Consider the following 23,125-nt stretch of genomic DNA (forward strand, 5'->3'; position numbering starts at 1 on the left):
CAACCCTCAGGCCCCTGACTACTACGAATGACCTGATTAGCCGGTTAACAGGCATGCCCCCACGCGGCCCATGGAGCCAGTCAGGCCGTGGCGTTTGAGGGCCTTCAGGAAGCGTCTGGAGCGGAATTGGGACCCTCGGTCGGAATGCACGATCACCCCGGCAGGCCGGCCTCGGTGGGCCACTGCCATCTCAAGCGCGTTGACGGCGATCCGGGCCTTCATCCGCGAGTCGATCGAGTAGCCGACGATCCGGTTGGAGAACACGTCCTTGATCGCACACAGATACACCTTGCCCTCGCGGGTGCGGTGCTCGGTGATATCGGTCAGCCACACCTGGTTAGCGGTTCGTGTGATCGTCCCCCGGCATGTCGTGGGGACGTGAGCGCGGCCACCGCGTGATCCTTCGAGTGAACCTGTCACAGCACTCTCGAAAGGAACCATCACGATGACCGCTCCTCATATTGTCGATCCCGCGCGCCTGTTGGGCCAAGCGTTGGGCGACGCGTCGCCCGATCTGATGCGTCACCTGCTCGCTACGGTGATCAACGCCTTGTTGTCCGCGGAGGCCGACGCCGTGTGCGGCGCCGAGTGGGGCCAGCAGTCGGCGGACCGGGTGACCCAACGCAACGGGTACCGGCACCGCGAGCTGGACACCCGGGTCGGCACCGTCGACGTCGCGATCCCGAAGCTGCGCTCGGGGTCCTACTTCCCCGAGTGGCTGCTCGAGCGCCGTAAGCGGGCCGAGTCGGCGCTGATCAGTGTGGTCGCGACCTGTTACCTGTTGGGGGTGTCGACCCGCCGGATGGACAAGCTGGTCCAGACGTTGGGGATCACCTCGTTGTCGAAGTCGCAGGTGTCGCGGATGGCCGCCGACCTCGACACCCAGGTGACCGCGTTCCGCACCCGGCCACTCGCGGATTCGGGGCCGTTCACGTTCGTGGCCGCGGACGCGTTGACGATGAAGGTCCAGGACGGCCGCGTGGTGAACGCCGCCGTGCTGGTCGCCACCGGCGTGAACGCCGACGGCCACCGGGAGGTCCTCGGGATCAAGGTCGCCACCAGCGAGACCCGGCAGGCGTGGAACACGTTCTTCGCTGACCTGGTCGCCCGTGGTCTACAAGGGGTGATGCTCGTCACCTCGGACGCCCACGCCGGCCTGGTCGACGCCATCGCAGCGAACCTGCCCGGCGCCACCTGGCAACGCTGCAGAACGCACTACGCCGCCAACTTGATGGACGTGTGCCCCAAGAGCGCCTGGGGGGCCGTCAAGGCCCTGCTGCACAGCGTGTACGACCAACCCGACGCCAAGGCCGTCCACGCCCAGTACGACAAGATGCTCGACACCCTCACCGGCAAGCTCCCCGCCGTCGTCGCCCACCTCGACGCCGCCCGCGCCGACGTCCTCGCGTTCACCAGCTTCCCCAAGGAGGTCTGGCGCCAGATCTGGTCCAACAACCCCAACGAACGCCTCAACCGGGAGATCCGCCGCCGCACCGACGTCGTAGGCATCTTCCCCGACCGCGACGCCATCCTCCGCCTCGTCGGCGCCGTCCTCGCCGAACAACACGACGAATGGGCCGAAGGCCGCCGCTACCTCGCCCTCGACGTCCTCACCCGAGCCCGCACCAAGACCCCCGCCGACCCGCAGGCCGCCGCCACGGCCCTGCCCGAACTGGAGCCCGCAGCATGACCCGACTCACCGACATCTACGGACCCGGCCACTCCCAGGCCGCCCTCGCCGCCGGCCACGAAACCGGCTGGTGGGACGAACACGGCGTCCCCGCCCCCTGGCCCGAGGACCTCCTCGATCCCAACAACGGCTGGCGCCCAGGCACCGGCCTGCCCGTCACCCTCGAACCCGGCCAACCACCCTTCTGACCGCCCCAAACGAAGGATCAGCCGTTACACCACCTCCAGGGGGCACTACTCCGCGTCGGGGTGAAAGCGTCGGCCCCAAGCAAGATGAGCCCTCAAGGGCCTCACGGTGGTGGCCTGAGGCTGGCCCCCGTCCTCGCGTTGGGCGTGCCTGACTGGGGTTCATAGGGTGTGAACGAGAGGATCCTCGATGAGCACGTGGTGCGCCACGAGGCGCTGTTGTATCGGATGGAGGTGGGAGACCTGCATTGGTTGGCCGTCGTAGCGGCCAGGTGAAGCTGACGGCAGCCTGTCCTGGGGGAACGCCTGGGGTGGGTGGGAGCAGCCGTGACAAAGTCAGGACGGTCCGGTACTGCCGGATGGGCCGTGTCTGGTGAGCAAGACGGGAAGGTGTACGAGAGGAACCGGTGTCGTAAAGCCTCTTGATCGTCGCCCAGCTCTAACCCGGTGGATCGGGGCTGGTTTGCGGTGCGTAACCGCTTGTCGGGGCCGTCGTTGATGGTCGTGGCGGGTGGGGAACTGTCGGAACGGTGGTATGTGTCGGGTCCGGCAGGTCGTGGTGAAGGTCTACGGCGTAGCCACGACGATGCCGCAGGGGCAAAGCCGGACACCTCGCCCGTCAACCGAACAACAGTGAACGTGGGAACCATCCGCATTCCGCTCCCCGCTTCTTGGGGATAGGTGCGTTGCCTGCCGAAGGGTGTGGGTGGGGCGGAGCCGTCGTAGTACTCCGAGGCCGGGAAAGCCGGTCACATGGGGAAGGGCGGCAGTGAGAGAAAGCAGAAGAAGGTGAATGTAATGTCCGAAGACGCGCCGGTGAATGTCGGCGCCTCCGGGTGGCCCAGCGATGCCCGGGCCTATCTGGGGGTACGGAGGATGCAGACCAAGCTGCATGGTTGGGCGGCCACCGATGGTGGCCGCCGGTTCGATGACCTGTGGAACCTTGTGTGTGATCCGGCGTTCTTGACGATGGCGTGGGAACGCGTCGCTGGGAACAAGGGGTCCAAGACTCCCGGGGTGGACCGTGTCACCGTGGCACGGATCAGTTCCGGGGTCGGGGTGGAGGAGTTCCTGCGAAACATTCGAGCCCAGTTGAGGGCTGGAGAGTTCAGGCCGGTGCCGGTGCGGCAGGTGATGATCCCCAAGGCCAGCGGCAAGCTGCGCAAGTTGGGCATCCCAACCGTGACCGACCGGGTGGTGCAGGCAGCTTTGAAGCTGGTGCTGGAACCCATCTTCGAGGCCGACTTCAAGTCGTGCTCCTACGGGTTCAGACCCAACCGGCGCGCGCAGGACGCGGTCGCCGAGATCCACCACTTCGCGAGCAAATCGTACGAGTGGGTGCTGGAGGCCGACATTGAGGCGTGTTTCGACATGATCGACCACACCGCCTTGATGGACCGGCTCCGGTGCAGGATCGGTGACAAGCGGGTGCTCGCGCTGGTCAAGGCGTTCCTGAAAGCCGGCGTGCTCACCACGGTGGGCACGACCGAAGGGACGATCACCGGCACCCCACAGGGCGGGATCTTGTCCCCGCTGCTGGCCAACATCGCCCTATCAGTCCTCGATGACGAGTTCGCTCGCCGCTGGGACCATGAGATGGGCACGGCCGGAAAGCGGGCCTGGCGCCGTGACCACGGCAAAGGCGTCCTACCGGCTGATCCGTTACGCCGATGACTTCGTCATCGTCGTGAAGGGCAGCCAAGAACACGCCGAGCAGTTGCGTCACGAGGTGGCAGAAGTACTCGCCCCGATGGGGTTACGGCTGTCACCGGAGAAGACCCGCGTGGTCCACATCGACCACGGGTTCGACTTCCTCGGCTTCCACATCCGACGGATGCGGAGACGAGGCAGCAACAAGTGGTACGTCTACACCCTGCCCGCGAAGAAGGCCATCGCCTCGATCAAACAGCGGGTGAAGACCATGACCTACAGGCACACCCTGCACCAGGACCCGGGATACCTCATGGACTATCTCGGGCGGGTGCTGCGGGGATGGGCGAACTACTTCCGACACGCGGTGGCCAAAGCGACCTTCGCCGCGATCGACTCCTACACGTGGGAGCGGATCACGGCATGGCTACGCAAGAAGCACCGCCGACTCGGATGGCCAGAACTCCGCCGCAGGTACTGCCTGCCCGGAACCTGGCGCCTCGCTCACAACGGGAAACGGTTCACCGGCGCCGCCAGCGTCCCGGTGACCAGGTACCGCTACCGCGGCTACCACATCCCTACCCCCTGGGACCGGCCAGCTGTCACCACCAGCTGAACCAGCCCTCTCTCATGGAGAGCCGGATGCGGTGAAAGTCGCACGTCCGGTTCGGCGGGCGGCCTGGGGAAACGGACCGGGAGCAATCCCGACACCGCGCCCCAGGCCGACCCAACTGACAGCTCTGCCCGAACGTCGAAGGCCGGGGCCCGGCCGATCTGATCGCCCGCGGCCTGGCCGGCGTCAGACTCGTCACCAGTGACTCCCACGCCGGGCTGGTCGAAGCCGTCGCGGCGAACCTGCCCGGCGCCATCTAACAGCGCTGCAGCACCCACTACGCCGCCAACGTCATGGCCGTCACCCCTAAGCTAAGCTAAGACGATGTGGCCCGCGGTCGATGCTGCATTGCGTCTACGACCAACCCGACGCCGCATCCGTCCACGCCCAGTTCGATCGGCTGCTGGACTACACCGGCGAGAAGCTCCCCGCCGTCGCCGAACACCTCGACGCCGCCCGAGCCGACGTGCTCGCCTTCACCGGCTTCCCCAAGGACGTCTGGACCCAGATCTGGTCCAACAACCCTGCCGAACGCCTCAACAGGCAGATCGGGCCGCACCGACTTCGTCGGGATCTTCCCCACCCGGGAAGCCATCATCCGCCTCGTCGGCGCAGTCTTGGTCGAGCAGACCGACGAGTGGGCCGAAGGTCGCCGCTACCTCGGACTCGAGATCGCACCCGCTGCCGACTCAGCAACGTCCCCGGCACCAAGGTCGAGGAGGTGACCGAACCCCTCGCCCTCACCGCCTCAACGAAGGAACCCCGCTACACAGAGATGATGGATTCGGCTCCGGCGCCGGCGTGACCCGAAATTACACGGACGCCGTTCGCGGCTGTCTTTTTGTGGATCTGTCCGTCGACGCCGGGGTCGCTGCGGGCCGGGCGGGCACATGACTTGATAGGAGCCTGACTGGAAAGTCGTCTCACCTTTGTGCTGTCTGCACTCACCCGACCCGCGGTGACGTTCATCACCATTGGAAGGGAATCCCGTCAATGACGAGCATGACACTCGACCCGCCGCTGACCAACCCGTTGCCACCAGGCTCCGAGTTGGTCGCCGGGGTCGACACGCACAAGAACACGCATCACGTCGCGATCCTCGATCTCGTGGGCCGACCTGTCGCGGACCGAGAGTTCCGTGCCGACGGTCGCGGTTACGCGCAGATCGTCGCGTTCCTCCACGCGCACGGTGATGTCGTCCGTATCGGGGTGGAGGGAACGGGGTCGTACGGGGCTGGCCTCGCACGCGCGCTGACCACGGCGGGGCTGAGCGTCATCGAAGTCGCGCGACAGGACCGGCAAGCCCGCCGTCGTCGCGGCAAGTCCGACCCCCTCGACGCCCACCAGGCAGCGGTCGCTGTCCTCGCAGGAACGGACACCGCGATCCCAAAGTCTGGTGATGGCGCGGTCGAGTCGATGCGGATCCTCCTCGCAGAGCGGCGCTCGGCGGCCAAGGCCAGAGCGCAAGTGATGAACCAGATCCACGCGCTGCTGATCACCGCACCCGAGCTCGTGCGACAGGCGTTCCGCGCTCTCAGCGGGCAGCGTCTGGTCAACACGCTCGCCAAGACTCGGCCCGGAACAATCACGTCCCCCGATCCCGCGGTCGTCGCCCGGCAGACACTGCGACGGTTCGCGGTCCGACACCTCACGATGCAAGCCGAGATCGACCTGATAGAACAACAGTTGGAGATGCTCGTCCGGCAGGTCAACCCCACGCTGCTGTCCCTGAGCGGAGTCGGTCCTGTCACCGCAGCGACGCTCCTGGTCGCCGCGGGCGACAACCCCGAGCGGCTCGGAACCCGCGCCAGCTTCGCCGCTCTCGCCGGTGTCGCCCCGATCCCCGCCTCCTCCGGACAACGCACACGGCATCGACTCTCTCGCGGCGGGACCGGCACGCGAACGCCGCGCTGCACCGGATTGTGCTGTTGCGCATGCGGCATCGCGAGCCTCGGACGATGGCCTACTTCGAGAGGCGTCGTTCGGAGCAACTCACCGACCGTGACATCATGCGCTGCCTCAAACGACACGTCGCGAACGAGATCTATGCCGCTCTGCTCAATCCCGCCACCGACAATCCCGTCGGGCGCGAACTCCGAGCACGCCGACAAGCGAAAGGCATCCCGATCAGCGTTCTCGCCGCCACTCTCGGCGTCCCCTACCAGCGGCTCCGACGACTCGAGATCGGCACTCGCGCCGACCCTGAACTCGAGGCCCGAGCGACCGCCATCCTGGAGCAGATCAGCCCGCCACTGGCCGCTTGACAGCAATAGGAGCATCCACTCCATGGGACTCACCCCCGAGCGGTCCGAGTACCGACGCGTCGTCGGCTTCCCATTCGCCAGTTCCTTCGGCATAACTCCATCCTCGTTTCCAAGGTCAGGAGCCTCCAACAAACTCAGGGCGCTTCCGGCTGAGGCGCCGAGCGCGCCTAATCCGTTGAGGCACATCGCGGTCAGACACACGTTGCCCGAGCCCGTGTTACGCTAGTCCGTACAGTCCTATACGAGTTATCGAGGGGCGGGATCGGCGTGAGCAGCAGTCCGAGGGACGACGCACCAGACCAAGCCAGGGTCGCCAACCAGCGCGCAGACGCGCAACGGAACCGCGCCTCAATCCTCGTCGCCGCACCCAGGGCGCTGCGACGAAACCCCGAAGCTTCCGTGGCCGAAATCGCCGCTGAAGCCGGCCTCGGACGGATGACCGTCTACGGGCATTTCAAGACCCGTGCCGAACTCATCGATGCCGCCGTGATCGAGAGCCTGGGACGCGGCGAGGACATCCTGGCCCAGGTGCCGCTGGACGGACCACCCGCCGAGGCGTTCGGCAGGCTCATCGAGTCCAGCTGGACGCTTCTCAACGAGGCCCGTGGCCTGCTGGCCGCAGCGCAGAAAGAGCTGCCGTCCGAGCGAGTGCGGGAGCTGCACGCGAAGGCGGAAGCACGAGTACGCGGCATCCTTGAGCGAGGGCAGCAAGAAGGAGTGTTCCGCACCGATCTCCCCATACATTGGCTGCTTACGACGACGCATGTGGTGATGAACGCTGCCGCTGACGAGGTGGTTGCCGGCCTCGTGACCAGTGAGGACGCCTCTCGCCTCATCATCGCCGTCCTCCAACCAGCGATCGCGGCCGCTCCGGGTCGTGAACAGCAGCGCTGACGCGGGCAGAAGCTCGACCAAGATGACCGACCTGGAGTCACCGATGAGAACCCTTCGCTATTCGGACAATGTCACGCTTGACGGCTGCTGCCGTTACTGGTTCGACCCAATGTCGTACGAGAGGGCGACACTCCCCCTGGATGTCGTCGAGCAGCTGGTGAGGGTCAGCGAGCGTGGCGGGTCGAGGTCTCCGAAGAGCCGCTTGCCGGAGCCCAGGAGTAGTGGATGGATGAACAGCCGCAGCGAATCCAGCAGGCCCTCATTCAGCAGGGATCGGACCAGAACGCCACTGCCGAGGATGGCGATATCTCCGTCACCGGTCAGCTTCAGGGTGCGCACAGCCTGGAGAACATCACCCTCGAGCGCAGAAGTCTGCTGCCAATCGAAGGCAGACACTGTGGTGGTCGCGACATACTTGGGAGTCGAGTTCAGGTGAGCGGCCATCGGGTTGTCGTCGGGCACATACGGCCAGTAGGCGGACATCTTCTCGTAGGTCTTCCTGCCGAAGAGATAGGCGGTCGTTCCGTCCAGCCCCCCCGAACTGGTCGACGAGTGGATGTCTGCGGCGTACGGCGCGCCCCAGCCGCCGTGATCAAATCCGCCCTCGCGGTCCTCGTCCGGCGAGCCCAGACCTTGCATGACTCCATCGACCGAGAGAAACTCGATCGCGATCAACTTGCGCATGATGCACTCCTTTCGCAGTCCAGGATTCCCTGGGTGAGACGGCTGCGTCTTGAATTTTTCTGACCGGATGCGGCCCATCGGCAACTACATGAGCACGTCAACGGAATCCTCAGGCCCAGTCCTGACCCGACATCGCGTCCGCCCCGAGTTCGCCGGGCTGGTGGCAGGCATCGTCGGCTTCCAGGAATGGACGAATCGCCCGGTGATCCGTCGTCAGGTGGCCGGGAGTCTGATGCCGCTGGTGCTGTCGTCCGGCCCCACCCTCGACGTGGTCGGCCTTTCCCACGGACGCGGCATCGGTCGCCATGCGTCGTTCATCGCGGGGCTCATGCCTGGCTACGCCACCACCCGCTTTGACGGGGCGCAGGAGTGCGTCCAGATCTATCTCACGCCGTTGGGCGTCGTCACTCTGCTGGGTACGCCCGGTCGCGAGCTGGCCGAAGCCGTGGTCGGAGTTGCCGACGCGGCCCCCGCTTTCGACGACAGCTTCCAGGACCGGCTTTGGGCCACGCCGACCTGGCCTGGACGATTCGACCTGATCGATCGCAAGCTGCTCGCCCTGCTGTCCCGCGGCCATCGCCTGGAGCCGTTCGTCAGCTGGATGTGGCAGCAGATTGAAGCAACCGGCGGCCGGGCCCGGATCGGCGAGCTGATCGGCCAGACCGGGTGGAGTGAGCGCCACGCTATCTCCCGGTTCACCGAGCAGATCGGCCTGGGTCCGAAAATGGCTGCCCGCGTCGTACGTTTCGAGCGCGCCCACGAGGCGCTCCGCCATGACTCCAGTACGAATGTCGCAGCGCGATTCGGCTTCTCCGACCAGAGCCACCTGATCCGCGAGGTCCGCCGGTTTGCCGGAGTGCCCCCCACCACACTGAACCAAACCAACCCGCCGACCGCGCATAGCGCCGTAGGGCGGGCCCCGAGTCCCGAATCGTCAGGCCCTGCGGCGTGTCACGAGCGGTAGGGCTGGCCGCCCAGTTGCGGCGAAGATTGTCGCGCGTGGTGACGACGCGCCTTCGTTCTGTTCCCGGGACAAATCCTGGCCGCAGCCATCCTCGCGATCGCGACGGCGGCATGGTTCCCGCTCCTCCGCATCAACCGACACCTTGCAGCGGAGGAAACTCAGCTTTCCCTGAAGGAGCGGGAATCGGTCGATGCCCGACGTCAGCAACTCTCCAGATCCCGACGCTCACGTATGATCTAGTACACACATATACGAGTTGCGCCACCCAGAACTGATCAGCGGCGTGGCGGGCGTTGCGCGCTCAAGGCACCAAGTCGAATGGAGGGCGAGATGGGTCATTGAGCGACAAGGGATCCCGTGGTCGGCCTCATAGCTGCCGTCACCCCGGGGTTGACAATCGAACCCCGGGGTGAGACGCTATCACCATGGAGCGTAATCCCAGGGGTGACAAACTGCAGCCTGGCCCGGCGAGTTCAACGGCGGATCAGTGGACGCGCGTCCTGGCGCATCGCCGGAAGGACGCTCCCACCACGGTCGCGGCCGTGATCGAGCGGTTCGAAGCTGCCGGAGTCACCCCGGATCAGGTTGCGTCCCACCTCGAAGACGGCGGCGACCGGCTCTATGCGGCGGCAGCGTCCGCGGCTGAGGGCTGGGCGGCTGGGTTCGGCGGGGAGCGGGCTGTCGCTCTGCTGGCCGCTGAGGTCAGCGCGCTGATGTCGCACCTGGTTGCCCGGGCCGCGAGCGTCCGCTCGGTGTGCGTCGAGGCGCTGCTGGACGAGTTCAGCGCGGTGACCGTCGCCGGCGCGCTCGGTGTGGCTCGACAGAAGGTCTACGAGCTCGCCCGGCCGAGCGTGGATCCCGCTTACCTCACGACAACACCTTGGAGACACCATGAATGACCTGCACGAGGCAGTGACCCTGCCCGATCCGGCCGTGAAACGGCTGCTACACCCCACCGACCTGCCCGAGGCGCGCAAGCTCTACCTGCGCGGCTGGTGGTTCGGACGACTCTGCTCCCTGCCCATCGTCGTTGCGCTCGGCGCGGTGGTGTGGGCGCTCACCGGCAACCTGTTCGCCGCTCTGGCAGCGCCGATCAGCACCTTCACGGTCGGCTTCGCAGCGAGCCGCTGGCACCAGGCTCGCGCTTGGGACTTCATCCCCAGGAAACGACAAGACTCCAACGGCGCCGACCCGTGGCAGCTGGTCGCGGCCGCTCTGGACGCCGTCGCGCTGCTCGTCACGGCGGGCGCAATTACCCTGACGATCACCGCCGCGCCGATCCCGCCAGGAATCGTTGCCTACGCGGTTGGCTCCGGGCTCGGGGTCGCGGCGCTGCAGATGGCGGAGATCGTCCTGGCGGCCCGCAATCGACAGAACAGATCGATTGCGTCCCAAGTGATCCTGCTGGCCGCGGTGATCGCCGCGTCCGTGCTGGGCGCCGTGCTCGGCGGCGTCGCCTGGGGCCCAGGCGCGTACGCACTGACTGCCGCTGGCTTTGTGACGTTGCTGCTCGCTTACGCGCTGTGGTCGTCGCTCTTCGCCCAGCGCGGCAGGCAGGACAAAGAGCGATGAACCCCGGCACGCAGAGCCTCGCGGATGAACCACCAGGCCAGGCCTCGGTCGCCGTGACCGTCCGCGAGCTGCGTAAGACATTTCCGGGAGTGGTGGCTGTCGATGAGGTCAGCTTCTCCGTCCGGGTCGGGGAGGTGTTCTGCCTGCTCGGTCCCAACGGTGCAGGCAAGACCACCACAGTGGAATGCCTCGCCGGAGCGCTCACCCCCGACGCAGGCCGGATCGAGGTGCTTGGCCTCGATCCGGCAAGGGCGCGCGCTCAGGTGCGTGAGCTCGTGGGCTATCAGTTGCAGGCGTCGGTCCTGCCCGCCGCGCTGCGGGTGGAAGAAGCGGTAGGACTGTTCGCCTCGTTCTATCCAGCGCCGATCGCGGTTGGAGAGTTGCTGCGTACGGTCGGGCTGGAGGATCAGCGGAAGCGGGCCTTCGGCAAACTCTCCGGCGGCGAGAAGCAGCGGCTCTCCATCGCCCTCGCGCTGGTCGGCTCACCGCGCATCGTCGTGCTGGACGAACTCACCACCGGCCTCGACCCGCAGGGACGACGCACCGTCTGGCACCTCATCGAGCAGATCAAAGCTCGTGGGGTCACCATCATCTTGGTCTCCCACTACCTCGACGAGGTGCAACGACTGGCTGACCGGCTCGCCATCATCGCCGCCGGGCGAACCCAGTTCGTCGGAACACCGGCGGAACTCCGCGCCGCCGCCGCGGTCAGGTCGGATGCCACGCAGACCCTTGAGGATGTCTACCTCACCTTCCTCGACACAATCGCCCCGAGCAACGCCGGGAGAGCAGCATGACTGCCCTCATAACTCTGACCGTGACCGAGGCACGGCTGTTCCTGCGCAATCCGACAAGCGTGTTCATGGCGCTGCTGCTGCCCTCGTTGCTCCTGCTGCTCCAAGGGTTCGCCATCCCGGGCACGATGGACCCCATCGGGAGTGACAACCCCGCCGTGGTGGGGTTGCGGGTGATCGACTTCTTCGTCCCGATGTCGATCACCGTCGCACTGTTGAGCGTCGCCGTCACCAACTACCCGTCCGCTATCGCGGCCTACCGCGATAGCGGCGTGCTCCGGCGCCTCGATGTCACGCCAGTGGGCCCGCACCGGGTGCTGTTAGCGCAGTGGTTGGTCAGCGGTGCCTCGTTCGTCGCGGCAATCCTCGTAACCGTTCTGCTCGCTCGGGCCGCTTTCGGCGCCTCCGCCCCACGAAGCGTTGCCCTTGTCGCCGCGGTCATCGGCATCGGGACCCTCGCCATGATGGCCGTGGGATCGCTGATCGCGGCGACCGCCGGGAATGCCCAGGTGGCGTACGGGGTCGGGATGCTGGTCTTCATGGCTTGTTTGTTCACCGCAGGTATGTGGACGCCCGGAACCATGATGACTCCGGCGATGCAGTTGATCACCGGCTTCACCCCGCTCGGCGCGATGAGCCAGGCGCTGACCTCTGCCTGGTACCAGGGAACCGCCGACATCGTCCCGTTCATCGTCATGTCCGTCTGGGCAGTGCTCTGCGGGCTCATCTCGGTGAGAACATTCCGATGGCGATAGGCCCGGCCAGCAGCCGAGATCTCAGTGAGTTCGCGGTTTTCGGTGCCCCGCTCACAGGACTTAGTCACCGAGTGGTCGGCTTGCCCCAGGACGTGGCGTCGGAGTCCAGCCTGCTGCAACGGCACCGGCTGAGACCTCGTCTGATCCGTGCTGGGCGTGCTGATGGCCTGTTTCGCCTGGGCGGTGATCATCCCGTGGTCGTTAACCGCGCCACCGACCGCGCTGCTCCGCACCCTTTATGTGGTTGGTCTCACCGGCTTCGGGGCTGCGCTGCTCTGGGTGCTCTGGTGTTCGGTGCGCCCCGACCTCACCAGCGGCCCCAAGTGGTTCGGGGCCGCACTGCTCGTGACGGTTTCATTGGCGCTGTGGGCGCCAGCGCACCTATGGGCGGAGCTCGCTCAGCGACCCTGGGCGTGGCTGGCCGGGTTCGCGATCGCCGCGTCCGCCCTGCTCGGCTGGCGCATGGCTGCAGCCGCCGGAGGGATACTCGCGGCCGCGACTCTGGTCGGTGGCCAGGTCTTTCACGCGTCGCTTGCGGTGGGCGTCCCGATCACACTCACGACGGCCGCCGCGGTCTGGGTGATGTGCCAAGCGCTGGTCTGGATGCTCCGGCTGTTGTGGGAGGCGCAGGCCGGCCGGGCGGCACAGGCAGACCTCGTGATCGCTCAGGAACGATTGCGACTCAGTCGCGAGCTTCACGATGTACTCGGGCATCGTCTCAGCATTATCGCCTTGAAAGCAGAACTCGCAGAGAATGACGAGATCCGCACGCTCGCCGCGGAAACGCTTCGGGACGCGCGTCAGGCCGTGCACGACCAATTGACCACCAACCTTCCCAGCCAGCTTCACACCGCTGAACTCGTGCTCTCCTCAGCTGGGATCAGAGTGTCCATCGACGCACCTCAGGACGTGATCAATCGGGCATCCCAGGCCTGTTCCGAGCTCATGGCCGCGGTGGCCCGGGAAGCCGTGACCAACCTGCTCCGCCACAGTGCGGCTACCCAGGTCGCGATCTCACTCACTACCGAAGGACCTCACCTGAGGCTGACTATCGCCAACGACGGCGTGTCCAGGCGCTGGGAGTCGTCAGACGGCACCGGGTTGGCGGGCCTCGCTGCACGCTGCGCCACGCAGGGCGCGAGCATGTCCATTGTCCAAAACGAGTCCTGGTTCGAACTCTGCGTCCGGTGCTCGGCTGAAGCCGCGGGTTCCCGATGACAACGCCGATCCGGGTTCTCCTGGCCGAGGACGACGAACTGATCCGGGTGGCCCTGGCGAGTCTCCTGGAACGCGAGCCGGACATTGCGGTGATCGGCTCCGTTCCAGACGGCAGACAAGCAGTCGAGCAAGCGCTACGGCATCGGCCAGCGGTCGCGGTCGTCGACCTGCAGATGCCCAAGCTCGACGGCATCAGCGTGATCAAGGAGCTGCGCAGCACCCTGCCCGAGTGCGCCGGCGTGATCCTCACCGGCCACGGACGCCCGTATCTGTTGCGCCAAGCGCTGCTGTCTGGCGCCCAAGGATTCCTCGCCAAGGGCGCGCCTGGCACCGCCCTTGCGGACGTGATCCGCCGCGTCCACGAAGGACAACGCTACGTGGACCCAGTTCTCGCCGCAGACGCCCTCACCATCCAGCCGAGCCCACTCACCCCTCGCGAGACCGAGGTGCTGTTAGCCGCGCAAGCGGATCGTCCGGTGCGCGATATAGCGCGCGGGTTGTTTCTCTCACCCGGCACGGTGCGCAACCACCTAGCGTCCATTGCCCAGAAACTCCATGCCGAGTCGAGAGCAGAAGCCCATCGAATCGCACGCGAGAACGGCTGGGTTTGACCGTGCGTGCCACCCAGGATCTTCGTGACAAACCCACGGGATCACCAGGCGCTCGTCGCACCCAGACTGAGGCTATGAACAACACCACACACCTCGACAGTCACCTCCACCAGCCCGCAGCCGGCCGGGTTGCACGGGGATTCCGACACGTGATCTCCCGCTGGCCGTCCGCGCTCGGCCTCCTGGCTCTGCTCGCCAACCTGGCCAGTGGAGCCGACCCCCACGTCACCGCCATGATCATCATCATCGCGGCCACCTGCTACCTCGGGGCGGCCGTCCTCGGCTCTCAGCGGAGCGTTTGGGTGATGGTAATCGTCGCCAGCGCCGCGGTTGTCCTCGCCAAACTCACCGGCCTGGACCCCACCGCCACACTGATCGTGATCGGCATCGGCCTGTCAGTCTTCGGGCTCATCAGCGCCGCCGGCACCCACCGCCGTGCCATCGTCGTACAGACCGTGGGCTTCCTCGGTTACACCGCCATCGCTCTGGCAGCGATGATGTCCGGAACCACCTGGACCATTGGTCTGGCCGCGATCGCCGCGATCGGCCACACCGCCTGGGACGTGGCGCACTTCGTCCGCAACAAAGTGGTAAGCCGCTCACTCGCCGAAGCCTGCTTCGTCCTCGATCTCGGGCTCGCCGTTGCGCTACTGGTGTCCGCCTGGTCCGGCCTGCCCCACTGAGCCGGAGGTACGCCAATGAGCAACAGTCCCGATCCGATGCACTTCAACGCAGTGGCGACTAGTTACGGCTCTGCCCGACCGCCCTACCCGGCTGCGCTGTGGAGAGATGTCCTAGCCACCGGCCTGGTCGAACCCGGACGACGGGCACTTGATCTCGGAGCCGGTAGCGGAGAGGCGACCAGCGAACTCCTTGCCCGCGGAATGGACGTGCTCGCGGTCGAGCCTGGCGAGAAGCTGGCGGCAATCCTTCAAGAGAGGTTCCCCACGGCCACTGTGGTGCGCTCGCGCGCTGAAGACATCCAACCGGAGACCGCGTCCTTCGACCTCGCTGTCGCAGCCACCTCAATCCACTGGCTGGACCTTGATGTCGTGCTGCCGCTCGTTCACACAGCACTCACTCCCGAAGCCAGGTTCCTGGTCTGGCGCAATGTCTTCGGTGACCCCGACGCGGAAGTCAGCCCATTCCGACACGAGCTCCAGCGCATCGTCGACCGCCGAGGTGCCACCCGAGAAGGGAACCCAGAGGACGCCGATCACACCGCGACGAAGATCGCCAGGACGTCTCTCTTCACCGTTGAGCAGGTGCACCGCTACCGCTGGTCGATCGAGCTGACCGCCGACCAGGTCCACACTCTGTTTGCGACTTTCAGCGACTGGTCGGAGTCTGAGGTGAGACAAGCATCCTCAATCGTCGAAGCACTCGGTGGCACCGTGACCGAGCACTACAGCTCCTGGCTGATCAATGCGCGCCCAAGTCCGAAAGAATGAGAGAGCACATGCATTTCACCGAGTACGACACACGTCTGGCAGCGTACGTGCTGCTCACGGATGAGCAGCGGCGAGTCTTGCTCACTTGGTTCCGGGGGGATGAACTTAATCCGCCCTGCTGGACGCTGCCCGGTGGGGGCATAGAGTTCGACGAACCGTTACGCGATGCTGCCATTCGAGAGACCTACGAGGAGACCGGTTACCACGTATCGGTGCAGCGGATACTCGCCGACTCCTACGAAACTGCGCCTGCCACAGCCGACACCAGGCCATTCCGAGCCCAGCGGTTCCTTTACGCCGGAACCATCATCGGCGGCAAGCTTGGCACCACCGAGACCGATGGTTCGACTGAGTTCGCATGCTGGATGCCGATTTCTGAGCTCCCTGCGCTGGAGTCACGCGGAACGATCGTCGACATGGCCATCAACGTGCTCTTGGGATGACAGTCCTCAGCGGGCGAGGCGGCATCAGGCGAGCAAAGGCGAGGTCATCCGGACCACCCACTGAAGTACGCCTTAGTCGAACGAGAACGCCGCTACGTCCTACGGCCGGTTCCCGATGTGGTGACCAGTACGCAGGACATCGTCGATCGATACGTCATCGGGACACGACTACGTCTCCGCGAAGTGCATGATGCGGATGGGACGGTCACCCAAAAGTTGAGCCACAAAGTCCGGTTGGACGCAGGCCCCCACGAGGTCGCGTGTACCAATCTGTACCTCAACAACCAGGAGTGGAACCTGCTCAGTTCGCTGCCTGCGCACACGCTCCGGAAGCGACGACACATCGCCCGATTCGGTGGAGCAACAGTCGCAATCGACCAGCGCGAGGACGGCAGCCTCGTTGCGGAGATTGACGACGGTGAGCAGACGCCCGCTGGCATTCCAGACTGGCTGGACACGCTGCAGGACCTAAGCAAGGACGAGGCCTGGACCGGAGCAGGACTCGCATTGGCAAGAGGCGACGCGCAGCCCGCAGCACGATGAGCTCGGCGGGCGGTCCGCCCATGATGGCTACCTGACCACCCACCTTGGACGCGGATCGGACCATCCTCGTTGCGATGGCCCGCCTGGCCTGTGCCGTTGAGCGAAGCGCGCGGTACCGGCCCGGCGGTGGATGAGCCGGTGGTTGCCGCGATCCTGCTCAGCCAGGCGATCTGGCTCTGATGATCGATGGCCCGCAGTATCCCGTCGCCACTGCGCAGGCAAACCTGGTGTCTGCTCTCACCCCAGCGGTGACGCGATGGACGCCTCACTCCAGGACGCGACGGCAGAGTCAAGTCAGCTCAATGCCGCAGCATGGTTATCCAGATACGCTGCGAGACCAGGGCGACGAAGAATCAGGGCCAAGTTGATCATGACGATCCTTCTGGCAATGAACAACTGACGGAGGCGTCCAGCGTCCAGATCCGGCCAAGCCGCGTGGCGTTGGTAGCCAGCCCGGAACAGCGCGGTGACCGTCTCGTCCAGCTTTCCCCGCGTGATGCCGTAGAGCGTGTTCGCAATGTCTTGCACCCGATGCCCCCACGCGAGGTCCTGACAGTCGATGACGGCAAGCCGACCATCCGTGAGCTGAAGGACGTTTCTAGGCGTGAGGTCGAAGTGCAACACCCGCGGGATCTCGTGCGCGGTCGACCAGATCTCGCGTAGGCACGCCTGAGCTTCGCTGAACCTTCGCCGAAAGAGCGCACGGTGTGCCGATGGTGCGGTGGAAAGCAGGTCGGGGGCGGCAAAGAGGATCGGGCGGCTGGCATCGAGAACACCTGGCGCGCGAGTAGCGTTGGGTGACACAGCACTGTGCAGTTGCGCACTCAGTTCGCCAAGCAGTTCGACCTGACCCGGTGTGAGCGGCCACTGAAAGCCGGTGCCGTCCATCCACGTGAAAAGCACGGCCTGGCGCTCCGCTCCGCGCTCTTCGGTGACGACGGCGCTGCCATCCAATGTCCGGATCATCTGTGGAGCGGCGAGTCCGGCCTCCCGAATCCGGTCTGTCCAGGCCTCCTCGGCCTGTGTCACATGTGGTTCATGGATGCGTTGTGGAGGGCCCACACGGAGCATGAACTCGCCCTGGTCGGCCAACACTCGATAGATGGTGTTGAACGATGACGTGACGTAACTGACCACGGCGTTCGTGAGCGCATGTCTGGCGATGACGTTCGATAGGATGCGATCCGCCGACCGTTGCTTCTCGGGCCGTGTCATCTGCTGATTCTACTCTCGCGTCGTCTTGTGCCTTCAGACCGACCCTACGGCTCTGGCGCCCGATTGTGGCTGTGTCAGGCCGCTCGAGGGATGAAAGCCGGGGCATCTGCGCTCCTGGCCCGCTTGGTGACACGACCTGACGGCAGACTGGCCCCTACCTGACCGCACAGTTGAGGGAGCTTCATCATGCTTTTCACCCGCACCGCCCATCCGGCATTCCTGGACGACACCGCCAACTTCCGGCCCACGGACAAGACCGAGATCTTCGAGAAGCTCGATGACGGCTACTTCGTCGTTGCCCTCGAGTACGTCCTCGAGCAGGGGGAGTCGCAGTACCCCCTGGAAGACGTCCTGGACGAGTTCCGGTGCCACATCGAGGCCGAGGAGGTCGACAAGCCGGAGAACCCGGCAGGCCGGGTCGACCTGTTCGCGAACTCTCGGTTGGAGCGTCTCGCGGGCGCCGTCGAGAAGCTGGTCGGTCGGCGCGCCTACAACGTCGAGTCTAAGGATGAGGACGGCGACACCTTCGTGTCGTTCGTGATCGACGACTCGGTCTCGGAGGCGAAGCTCTGAGCCGAACCTCGGACCTTGAGGGGCTGCCCCTGACGACGGCATCGGCGCCAGGGGCGGCCAGGCCTCACGCTGCACCGGACCGCGCCTGAGACGAACCGGTCGGCAGTCCCCCTAGCTGACCTCAGCCAAGGCTGCGGCGAGTCCTGGAAAGGCCGGATCGTCGGCGAGGATGCGTTCCAAGTCCTTTCGTGCCATTGCTCGCTTCCCCTCTCGGCGGTAAGTCTCTGCGCGGTGGGCAAGCGTGTTGTGCTTGATCGCCTGGGCTTGGCTGCGCCTCGCGAGAGACTGCTTGAACGCCTCGCGAGCGGCGTCGAAGTAGCCCTGCTCTGTGAATGCGACGCCACGCTGCGCCAGAAGGAACGACGTGAAGTCATCTTCGTTTGTGACCCCATTGGTCAGCTCGATCACCTCGGCGTGACGACCTGCTTCGTTGTAGAGCTCAGCCAGTGAAACCGCTGCTGGAAAGGTCGGATCCAATGACTCGATGGCTTCGATTGCGCCGGGGAGGTCGCCTTGAGCCTGCCGGAACTCAGCTAACGTGAGCCCGATCAGGTCTCGGTTCAGCGGCATCGTGACGTAGACCCCTGGAGCGATGCCAACTGTTCCGGTGCTTCTGCTCATATAGGTCTGCAGGAAGCGATCATCTTCAGGTCGGTAACCGGAGCGCCACACTTCCTCGAAGAGAGCGCCTGACTGTTCGGAGCCCGAGCCAGCGAACGCATCGAGGACCATGCAGGTGTGACGTGCTTCGGGGAACCGGCTCGCGATGCTCCCGAGCGAGCCGATGGCGCCGGTGGTGACTGCCCTGTAGAGCTCCTTCTCCCACTTTGGCGCCAGCATGCCCGGCTTGGCTGCCACGTGCGGGGGCTGGATGGGCGCGTCTGCACCCACCGATCTCGGTGCGCTGCTGGACCGTGGCGCACGTGAACCTCCACCGGACCTCTTCGAGTACGAGATTCCGGTCCCAGGGATTCCGACTGTCTGGGTCACTCCACCCTTAGAGTTGATGGTGACTCGGTTGCCCTTTGATCCCACGGAAGCGCTGAGGCCCTTTGTGGTGACTGTCATGCGCACACCGGGCATGACTTTGAAAGATTTGCGTACACGAAACCCCATGCCCCGAACCTAGCAGCCACCGTATGCCGCCGCAGCCGGACCTAGCCTTCGCTCTGAACTGATCGGGCAGGTTCAGGGGTCAACGGCGAGGGCGCATCGTCGTCCTCCCAGGTGGCGGTCAGCGAGATGCCGGTCGAGTGGGCCAGTTCGAGGATGCTCGCCAGCAGGATCGTCGTCTGCCCGCACTCGATGGCGCTGATCCTCGACTGAGTGACGCCGATCTCGTCGGCCAGTTCAGTCTGGGTCTTGCCGCGCGCGATGCGTGCCTGTTGGATGGCCAACCCGAAGTCGCCCGCTGCTCGCAGCAGTGGCGTCCTCGTGGTCATGTCGTCACCTATCAGGATTTCAGGACATACCGCGATTATCAAGTTTTCCAGATATCAGCTGAGTATCTGAATTTGTCGATATTGGTCGGGTCGGCGTTTCGTCGGCTCGGGAGTCTTCAAGTCGAGAAACTCAGCGGCCCGAGGGCCCACAATCGCCAAGGCCACCGCCGGATGGGACGATCCCGGATGTCCATCCCGCCTACCCGTCATGGACTCCACGCGTTTTCCTGGTTTGTCCGACAGATGTCGGCGGTCGTCTCTACGCTCGCCAATGTGAGGAAACCTGAAACTTTGGTGGATGAGCGGGCAGCGTCAAATGCGTTCCTGATGTCGCTAGCGGTCGAGCCCGACGGCCGTGACGTGATCGACGAAGCTGTCGCTCAGGTCGCTTCCTGGCTGCGTCACCGACCCAAGGCGTGGGATCCGAGGTTCGATGGCAATGGGTTCCAGACGGACCGCGAGAACAGCCGCGACTTGCTGACTCTTCACCACGAGTCGAAGACCGGCCGGGAGTTTCGGTTCCGCCTGACCGAGGAGACGCGGACGCAGGGAGTGTGGCGAACCCAGTTGACGGTTTCGGTTCCTCGTGCGGGAGACCCATGGCTGGCATTACAGGTGGCAAACAGTCACGGTCGGTGGGCGGCAGTGCCCCGGCTGGCGACCAATCTACTGGACACGCTCCGGACGCGCGACGGGCTCTCTTCCGTAACGTCAAAGCCGCTGATAGTGAGCCCTGGCAATGCCGAGGACTTCTTGGAACGCCTGACGGACCCGGAACGCCGCGGTCTCTACTTCGTCGCGGGATCTGACAAGGCGGGCATCGACTTCCGCGCCTTCGCCGCACAGGTCGGTCGATGGGTGACCCAGGTCCGAGGCCTCGGCCAGATGGCCGTGCTGACGCCCGAGGCCACGGCCTACGTGGCGGAGGCGCTGGGCCCATCGCATTCGATCGCACCCTGGACGATCCGCACCTTCCATGGCGACGTGGACCCGGCCGTCCGCTCTGACGGGTTCCGGCACAAGTGGCTGACAACAGATCGGCTTGTGCGCGAGCGGGACGACGTGATCCAGCAACTCCTCGGACGAATCGCCCGAAGGCATGCATCGCTGACTCCCCGGATCGAGGGGTATGCCGCTGTTGACCGGGTGCTCAGGCGGCTTGAGGACCAGACTCTGGTCGAGTCAATTACCAGCGTGCCCCTGGCGGATCCGGCGCATGTGAAGCCGCATCAGACGACGTCGACTGCGGACGCTGGGGCCGCCGGAGCGGAACCGATCGTCACTCCTGACACCGTCGAGTATCTACTCGAGCAGGCAGGGGCAACCTCGGTTCCGGAACCGCCCATCGATGTTCGTGACCGTTCCGACGAGGACAGCCGGGCCGTCGTTGATAGGGCTCCTGAGACGGACCCCACAGATCTGGCGCCACGGGAGCGTCAAGCGGCGCTCCAGGCCCAGCTCGCCCAGGCGCGAGCGGTTCTCGACGTTGTCAGAACCTCGCTCGGGCTGGACGACCTGACACCAGAGTCACTCACGGCTCTCGCCGCTAGGGCAGCACACGTCGACGCCGTGCAGGCGAATGTGTCGGTCTTCCAATCCCAACTTGCAGAGCGCGATTCGCGGGAAAGTGAGCTCGAGGCGCGGGTCTCGGCGCTGCAGGCTGCGTACGACAACACGCAACTCGACGCACGAGTCGCGGGCGACGCAGCCTCGCAACTGCGCGACGAGAACGCCTACCTGAAGCGTCGCTTGGCAGAGCTGAAGGACTTTGAAGCTGCCTACGGCGCAATCCCCAATGAGGCATACACCGTTTATCCCGATAGCTTCGCGGATCTGCTGGAGCGTTGTGGAGAGTTCGAGCAGGCCGGGGTGCTCTTCACCGGCAACGAGAACGAAGTGCTGGTTCTTGATGAGCACGACACACTCGGGAACGCCGTGCATGCTGCGTGGGATGGCTATCTCGCGCTCGCGGACTACCTGCGCGCTCGGTCGAGCGGACTCTGCAGCACAGGCGTGCGCGAGTACTTCCGAGAGACTCCCAACGGCTACCGATCCATGCCCACTAACAAGTTCGGTGGCAAGGAGACCAAGGCCACCATGGAGCGCTGGGGCGATCTCCGCGAGTTTCCCGTCCCGATCGAGGCTGACGCATCTGGCCACGCAGTGATGGAGGCCCATTTCAAGCTCGCGCCAATCGGCATGGTGTCGCCCCGCATGTACTTCCTCGACTGCTATGCGACCACCGGCAAGGTGTACGTCGGGTACATCGGAGCCCACCTCACGAACACGATGTCGTAGGTGCTGGTCCAGGCCACGCCTAGCGATTCTGAGGCTCCCGTCGCGGGTTGGACAGGGTGCTTGCGACTGACTGTCGCGATCCGTGAGACTCATTGACGTGGCCGAACTCTGCCTTGGCCTGATGAAGACCTCCTGCCAAGCTTCCGCTAGGTCCGATCAACTCAAGGCGGACAAGGTCAGAAGTCGAAAACAGTCTCTGGGTCGGCCATTGCTGCCCGGAGATTAGCTAGCCTCGATCCACCGATGGGGAGGCTTGCTGAGTTGGCGTCGTAACGCAGAAATGCCCCTCTGACCAGGAAGAATAGAGCTTGTCTAAGTTTAGGGCCGCTTGAACCGGCGACTGTTTGAGACGGTCGGGTGGCCTTGTCACGACGGTGCTGGACTTGCCTTCCAGTCCTGCGTGGCGGCAGCCAGCTTCAGGTGCGCATCCGCGAGCGCACGTCGCCGGGTCACTTCACGGCATCGGGCTCCCCAAGGTCCACGTCGATGTTGAGGACGCGCGTGGACGGCGTCGTCTGAGCAATGAGGACCGCCGCGCTCTCGGCCAAGCAGCGGGCAGACTTCAGGCGCAGGTCAGTGTCCTCGCCGCCGTGCATAGTTACGTGAGGGGCAATCGCGAACTCAATGGAGGCGCCGGTTTGTAGGTGCTTGACGATCTCCTTGTGGATCCGGCGGCTGGTGCGTTGACGGCTCTGGTCTGTCTTTGCGTTGCGGTAGTTGCTCGCACGACGGGCTAGGTTGACTGACTCGCCGATGTAGAGGGTGTGCACGCCGTCATCGTCGCGTCCAAAATCGAAGCGGTAGAGGCCGGGCACGCGCGGCAGCCGCGGGAACTTGGGTAGCCCCTCGGCATCCAGAGTGATCGGGCCAGCTTTCAGCCACTGGAAGGTGACCTGTACGTCAACGTACTCCAAGACTTGGAGCGCAGCGGGGTCGACCCTCGCCCTACCACTGCCACTCCTCGGACTCGCGGAGGTCAAGGCCTTACCCTGGCCGACGGAGAAGCCGAGGCGTTCGAGCAGGCGGCGGCTGCTCTGGGACTGGAAGCGACGTCGCTCGAGCCCGGTCGCGATTGCCATGACCTGCTTCACCGGCCAACGGACGCCGTCGACTTCAACCCAGTGCTCCTGGATCGATTCGGGTACGTGGCCAGCCAGCTTGCGACGGACGATGTCGGCGGTGAACTCGAAAGACCGACCGGCCAAGGTGAACTGCATGCTCCACTTTACAACGGTGGCTCGTCCCTCGACCGCCCTTGGGCGTGCG

24 protein-coding genes and 4 pseudogenes are annotated in these 23,125 nt (G+C 65.2%); 21 read left to right on the forward strand and 7 right to left on the reverse strand.

Annotated features, from left to right (window positions below; translation table 11 throughout):
* Nucleotides 1–51 precede the first annotated feature (51 nt).
* Nucleotides 52–339: pseudogene (locus BW733_RS08025) on the reverse strand (DDE-type integrase/transposase/recombinase); the annotation flags it as partial.
* 106 nt (nucleotides 340–445) lie between these two features.
* Between BW733_RS08025 and BW733_RS08030 the strand changes: the two are divergent.
* The 8 genes and pseudogenes from BW733_RS08030 to BW733_RS08055 all read left to right on the forward strand — a co-directional run bounded on the left by BW733_RS08030 (nucleotide 446) and on the right by BW733_RS08055 (nucleotide 7,296).
* On the forward strand, nucleotides 446–1,690 hold the full coding sequence (locus tag BW733_RS08030) for an IS256 family transposase (protein ID WP_077349486.1): 1,245 nt from the start codon (nucleotides 446–448) through the stop codon (nucleotides 1,688–1,690).
* Complete coding sequence (locus BW733_RS08035; RefSeq protein WP_077349454.1) at nucleotides 1,687–1,878, forward strand: hypothetical protein; 192 nt, start codon at nucleotides 1,687–1,689, stop codon at nucleotides 1,876–1,878. The genes BW733_RS08030 and BW733_RS08035 overlap by 4 nt, the downstream gene beginning before the upstream one ends.
* Before the next feature lie 750 nt (nucleotides 1,879–2,628).
* Nucleotides 2,629–3,549: a reverse transcriptase domain-containing protein gene (locus BW733_RS19700; RefSeq protein WP_202970315.1), complete on the forward strand. Its 921-nt coding sequence runs from the start codon at nucleotides 2,629–2,631 to the stop codon at nucleotides 3,547–3,549.
* Entirely contained in the window at nucleotides 3,503–4,141 is a 639-nt protein-coding gene (locus BW733_RS19705) for a group II intron maturase-specific domain-containing protein (protein WP_202970316.1), read from the forward strand. Before BW733_RS19700 ends, BW733_RS19705 begins: the two co-directional genes overlap by 47 nt.
* Nucleotides 4,142–4,293: 152 nt before the next feature.
* Nucleotides 4,294–4,943: pseudogene (locus tag BW733_RS08045) on the forward strand (transposase); the annotation flags it as partial.
* A 197-nt stretch (nucleotides 4,944–5,140) separates the two neighbouring features.
* A pseudogene (locus tag BW733_RS20090) lies at nucleotides 5,141–5,974 on the forward strand (IS110 family RNA-guided transposase); the annotation flags it as partial.
* Nucleotides 5,975–6,096: 122 nt separating this feature from the next.
* Nucleotides 6,097–6,402 (forward strand): helix-turn-helix domain-containing protein, encoded by a 306-nt coding sequence (locus tag BW733_RS19325; protein WP_237268135.1) that lies wholly within the window; start codon nucleotides 6,097–6,099, stop codon nucleotides 6,400–6,402.
* A 399-nt stretch (nucleotides 6,403–6,801) separates the two neighbouring features.
* On the forward strand, nucleotides 6,802–7,296 hold the full coding sequence (locus BW733_RS08055) for a TetR/AcrR family transcriptional regulator (protein ID WP_237268345.1): 495 nt from the start codon (nucleotides 6,802–6,804) through the stop codon (nucleotides 7,294–7,296).
* 93 nt (nucleotides 7,297–7,389) lie between these two features.
* On the opposite strand, the gene BW733_RS08060 is transcribed toward BW733_RS08055, so the two are convergent.
* The gene (locus tag BW733_RS08060; RefSeq protein ID WP_077349490.1) at nucleotides 7,390–7,980 is read right to left on the reverse strand and encodes a dihydrofolate reductase family protein; all 591 of its coding nucleotides are present in this window, start codon (nucleotides 7,978–7,980) and stop codon (nucleotides 7,390–7,392) included.
* A gap of 49 nt (nucleotides 7,981–8,029) precedes the next feature.
* Here BW733_RS08060 and BW733_RS08065 point away from each other — a divergent pair, with 49 nt between their 5' ends.
* From BW733_RS08065 to BW733_RS08115, 11 genes are all read left to right on the forward strand, one after another.
* Complete coding sequence (locus tag BW733_RS08065; protein ID WP_152024624.1) at nucleotides 8,030–8,944, forward strand: AraC family transcriptional regulator; 915 nt, start codon at nucleotides 8,030–8,032, stop codon at nucleotides 8,942–8,944.
* A 425-nt stretch (nucleotides 8,945–9,369) separates the two neighbouring features.
* Nucleotides 9,370–9,843, forward strand: coding sequence for a hypothetical protein (locus BW733_RS08070; RefSeq protein ID WP_077349494.1), 474 nt, complete (start codon nucleotides 9,370–9,372; stop codon nucleotides 9,841–9,843).
* Nucleotides 9,836–10,516 carry a hypothetical protein gene (locus BW733_RS08075; RefSeq protein WP_077349496.1) on the forward strand — a complete coding sequence of 227 codons (681 nt, stop codon included), beginning with the start codon at nucleotides 9,836–9,838 and terminating at the stop codon, nucleotides 10,514–10,516. Before BW733_RS08070 ends, BW733_RS08075 begins: the two co-directional genes overlap by 8 nt.
* Entirely contained in the window at nucleotides 10,513–11,313 is an 801-nt protein-coding gene (locus BW733_RS08080) for an ABC transporter ATP-binding protein (RefSeq protein ID WP_077349498.1), read from the forward strand. Before BW733_RS08075 ends, BW733_RS08080 begins: the two co-directional genes overlap by 4 nt.
* Nucleotides 11,310–12,065 (forward strand): ABC transporter permease, encoded by a 756-nt coding sequence (locus BW733_RS08085; protein WP_077349500.1) that lies wholly within the window; start codon nucleotides 11,310–11,312, stop codon nucleotides 12,063–12,065. The genes BW733_RS08080 and BW733_RS08085 overlap by 4 nt, the downstream gene beginning before the upstream one ends.
* Nucleotides 12,066–12,212: 147 nt before the next feature.
* Entirely contained in the window at nucleotides 12,213–13,283 is a 1,071-nt protein-coding gene (locus tag BW733_RS08090; protein WP_077349502.1) for a sensor histidine kinase, read from the forward strand.
* Entirely contained in the window at nucleotides 13,280–13,894 is a 615-nt protein-coding gene (locus tag BW733_RS08095; protein ID WP_077349504.1) for a response regulator transcription factor, read from the forward strand. Before BW733_RS08090 ends, BW733_RS08095 begins: the two co-directional genes overlap by 4 nt.
* Nucleotides 13,895–14,043: 149 nt before the next feature.
* Complete coding sequence (locus BW733_RS08100) at nucleotides 14,044–14,577, forward strand: hypothetical protein (RefSeq protein ID WP_152024625.1); 534 nt, start codon at nucleotides 14,044–14,046, stop codon at nucleotides 14,575–14,577.
* A gap of 201 nt (nucleotides 14,578–14,778) precedes the next feature.
* Nucleotides 14,779–15,345: a class I SAM-dependent methyltransferase gene (locus tag BW733_RS08105; RefSeq protein WP_237268347.1), complete on the forward strand. Its 567-nt coding sequence runs from the start codon at nucleotides 14,779–14,781 to the stop codon at nucleotides 15,343–15,345.
* 8 nt (nucleotides 15,346–15,353) lie between these two features.
* On the forward strand, nucleotides 15,354–15,788 hold the full coding sequence (locus BW733_RS08110; protein WP_161490179.1) for an NUDIX hydrolase: 435 nt from the start codon (nucleotides 15,354–15,356) through the stop codon (nucleotides 15,786–15,788).
* A gap of 120 nt (nucleotides 15,789–15,908) precedes the next feature.
* Nucleotides 15,909–16,331, forward strand: a complete 423-nt coding sequence (locus BW733_RS08115) for a CYTH domain-containing protein (protein ID WP_152024626.1) — start codon at nucleotides 15,909–15,911, stop codon at nucleotides 16,329–16,331.
* Between the two features lie 294 nt (nucleotides 16,332–16,625).
* Here the strand turns inward: BW733_RS08115 and BW733_RS08120 are convergent, their stop codons facing one another.
* The gene (locus tag BW733_RS08120; RefSeq protein ID WP_077349514.1) at nucleotides 16,626–17,546 is read right to left on the reverse strand and encodes a phosphotransferase enzyme family protein; all 921 of its coding nucleotides are present in this window, start codon (nucleotides 17,544–17,546) and stop codon (nucleotides 16,626–16,628) included.
* Nucleotides 17,547–17,732: 186 nt separating this feature from the next.
* Here BW733_RS08120 and BW733_RS08125 point away from each other — a divergent pair, with 186 nt between their 5' ends.
* Nucleotides 17,733–18,119, forward strand: coding sequence for a hypothetical protein (locus tag BW733_RS08125; protein WP_077349516.1), 387 nt, complete (start codon nucleotides 17,733–17,735; stop codon nucleotides 18,117–18,119).
* 111 nt (nucleotides 18,120–18,230) lie between these two features.
* Here the strand turns inward: BW733_RS08125 and BW733_RS08130 are convergent, their stop codons facing one another.
* The 3 genes and pseudogenes from BW733_RS08130 to BW733_RS08135 form a co-directional block, all read right to left on the reverse strand.
* On the reverse strand, nucleotides 18,231–18,977 hold the full coding sequence (locus BW733_RS08130; protein ID WP_237268348.1) for a tetratricopeptide repeat protein: 747 nt from the start codon (nucleotides 18,975–18,977) through the stop codon (nucleotides 18,231–18,233).
* A gap of 147 nt (nucleotides 18,978–19,124) precedes the next feature.
* Nucleotides 19,125–19,235, reverse strand: a pseudogene (locus BW733_RS20095) (DUF4236 domain-containing protein); the annotation flags it as partial.
* A 41-nt stretch (nucleotides 19,236–19,276) separates the two neighbouring features.
* Nucleotides 19,277–19,561, reverse strand: coding sequence for a helix-turn-helix domain-containing protein (locus BW733_RS08135; protein ID WP_077349520.1), 285 nt, complete (start codon nucleotides 19,559–19,561; stop codon nucleotides 19,277–19,279).
* Nucleotides 19,562–19,747: 186 nt separating this feature from the next.
* On the opposite strand from BW733_RS08135, the gene BW733_RS08140 reads away from it, so the two are divergent.
* Nucleotides 19,748–21,859 (forward strand): hypothetical protein, encoded by a 2,112-nt coding sequence (locus tag BW733_RS08140; protein ID WP_161490180.1) that lies wholly within the window; start codon nucleotides 19,748–19,750, stop codon nucleotides 21,857–21,859.
* A gap of 449 nt (nucleotides 21,860–22,308) precedes the next feature.
* On the opposite strand, the gene BW733_RS08145 is transcribed toward BW733_RS08140, so the two are convergent.
* Nucleotides 22,309–23,076: a hypothetical protein gene (locus BW733_RS08145; RefSeq protein WP_077349524.1), complete on the reverse strand. Its 768-nt coding sequence runs from the start codon at nucleotides 23,074–23,076 to the stop codon at nucleotides 22,309–22,311.
* Nucleotides 23,077–23,125: the final 49 nt, after the last annotated feature.

The sequence above is a fragment of the Tessaracoccus flavescens genome (assembly GCF_001998865.1).
In the GTDB taxonomy this organism is placed as follows: domain Bacteria; phylum Actinomycetota; class Actinomycetes; order Propionibacteriales; family Propionibacteriaceae; genus Arachnia; species Arachnia flavescens.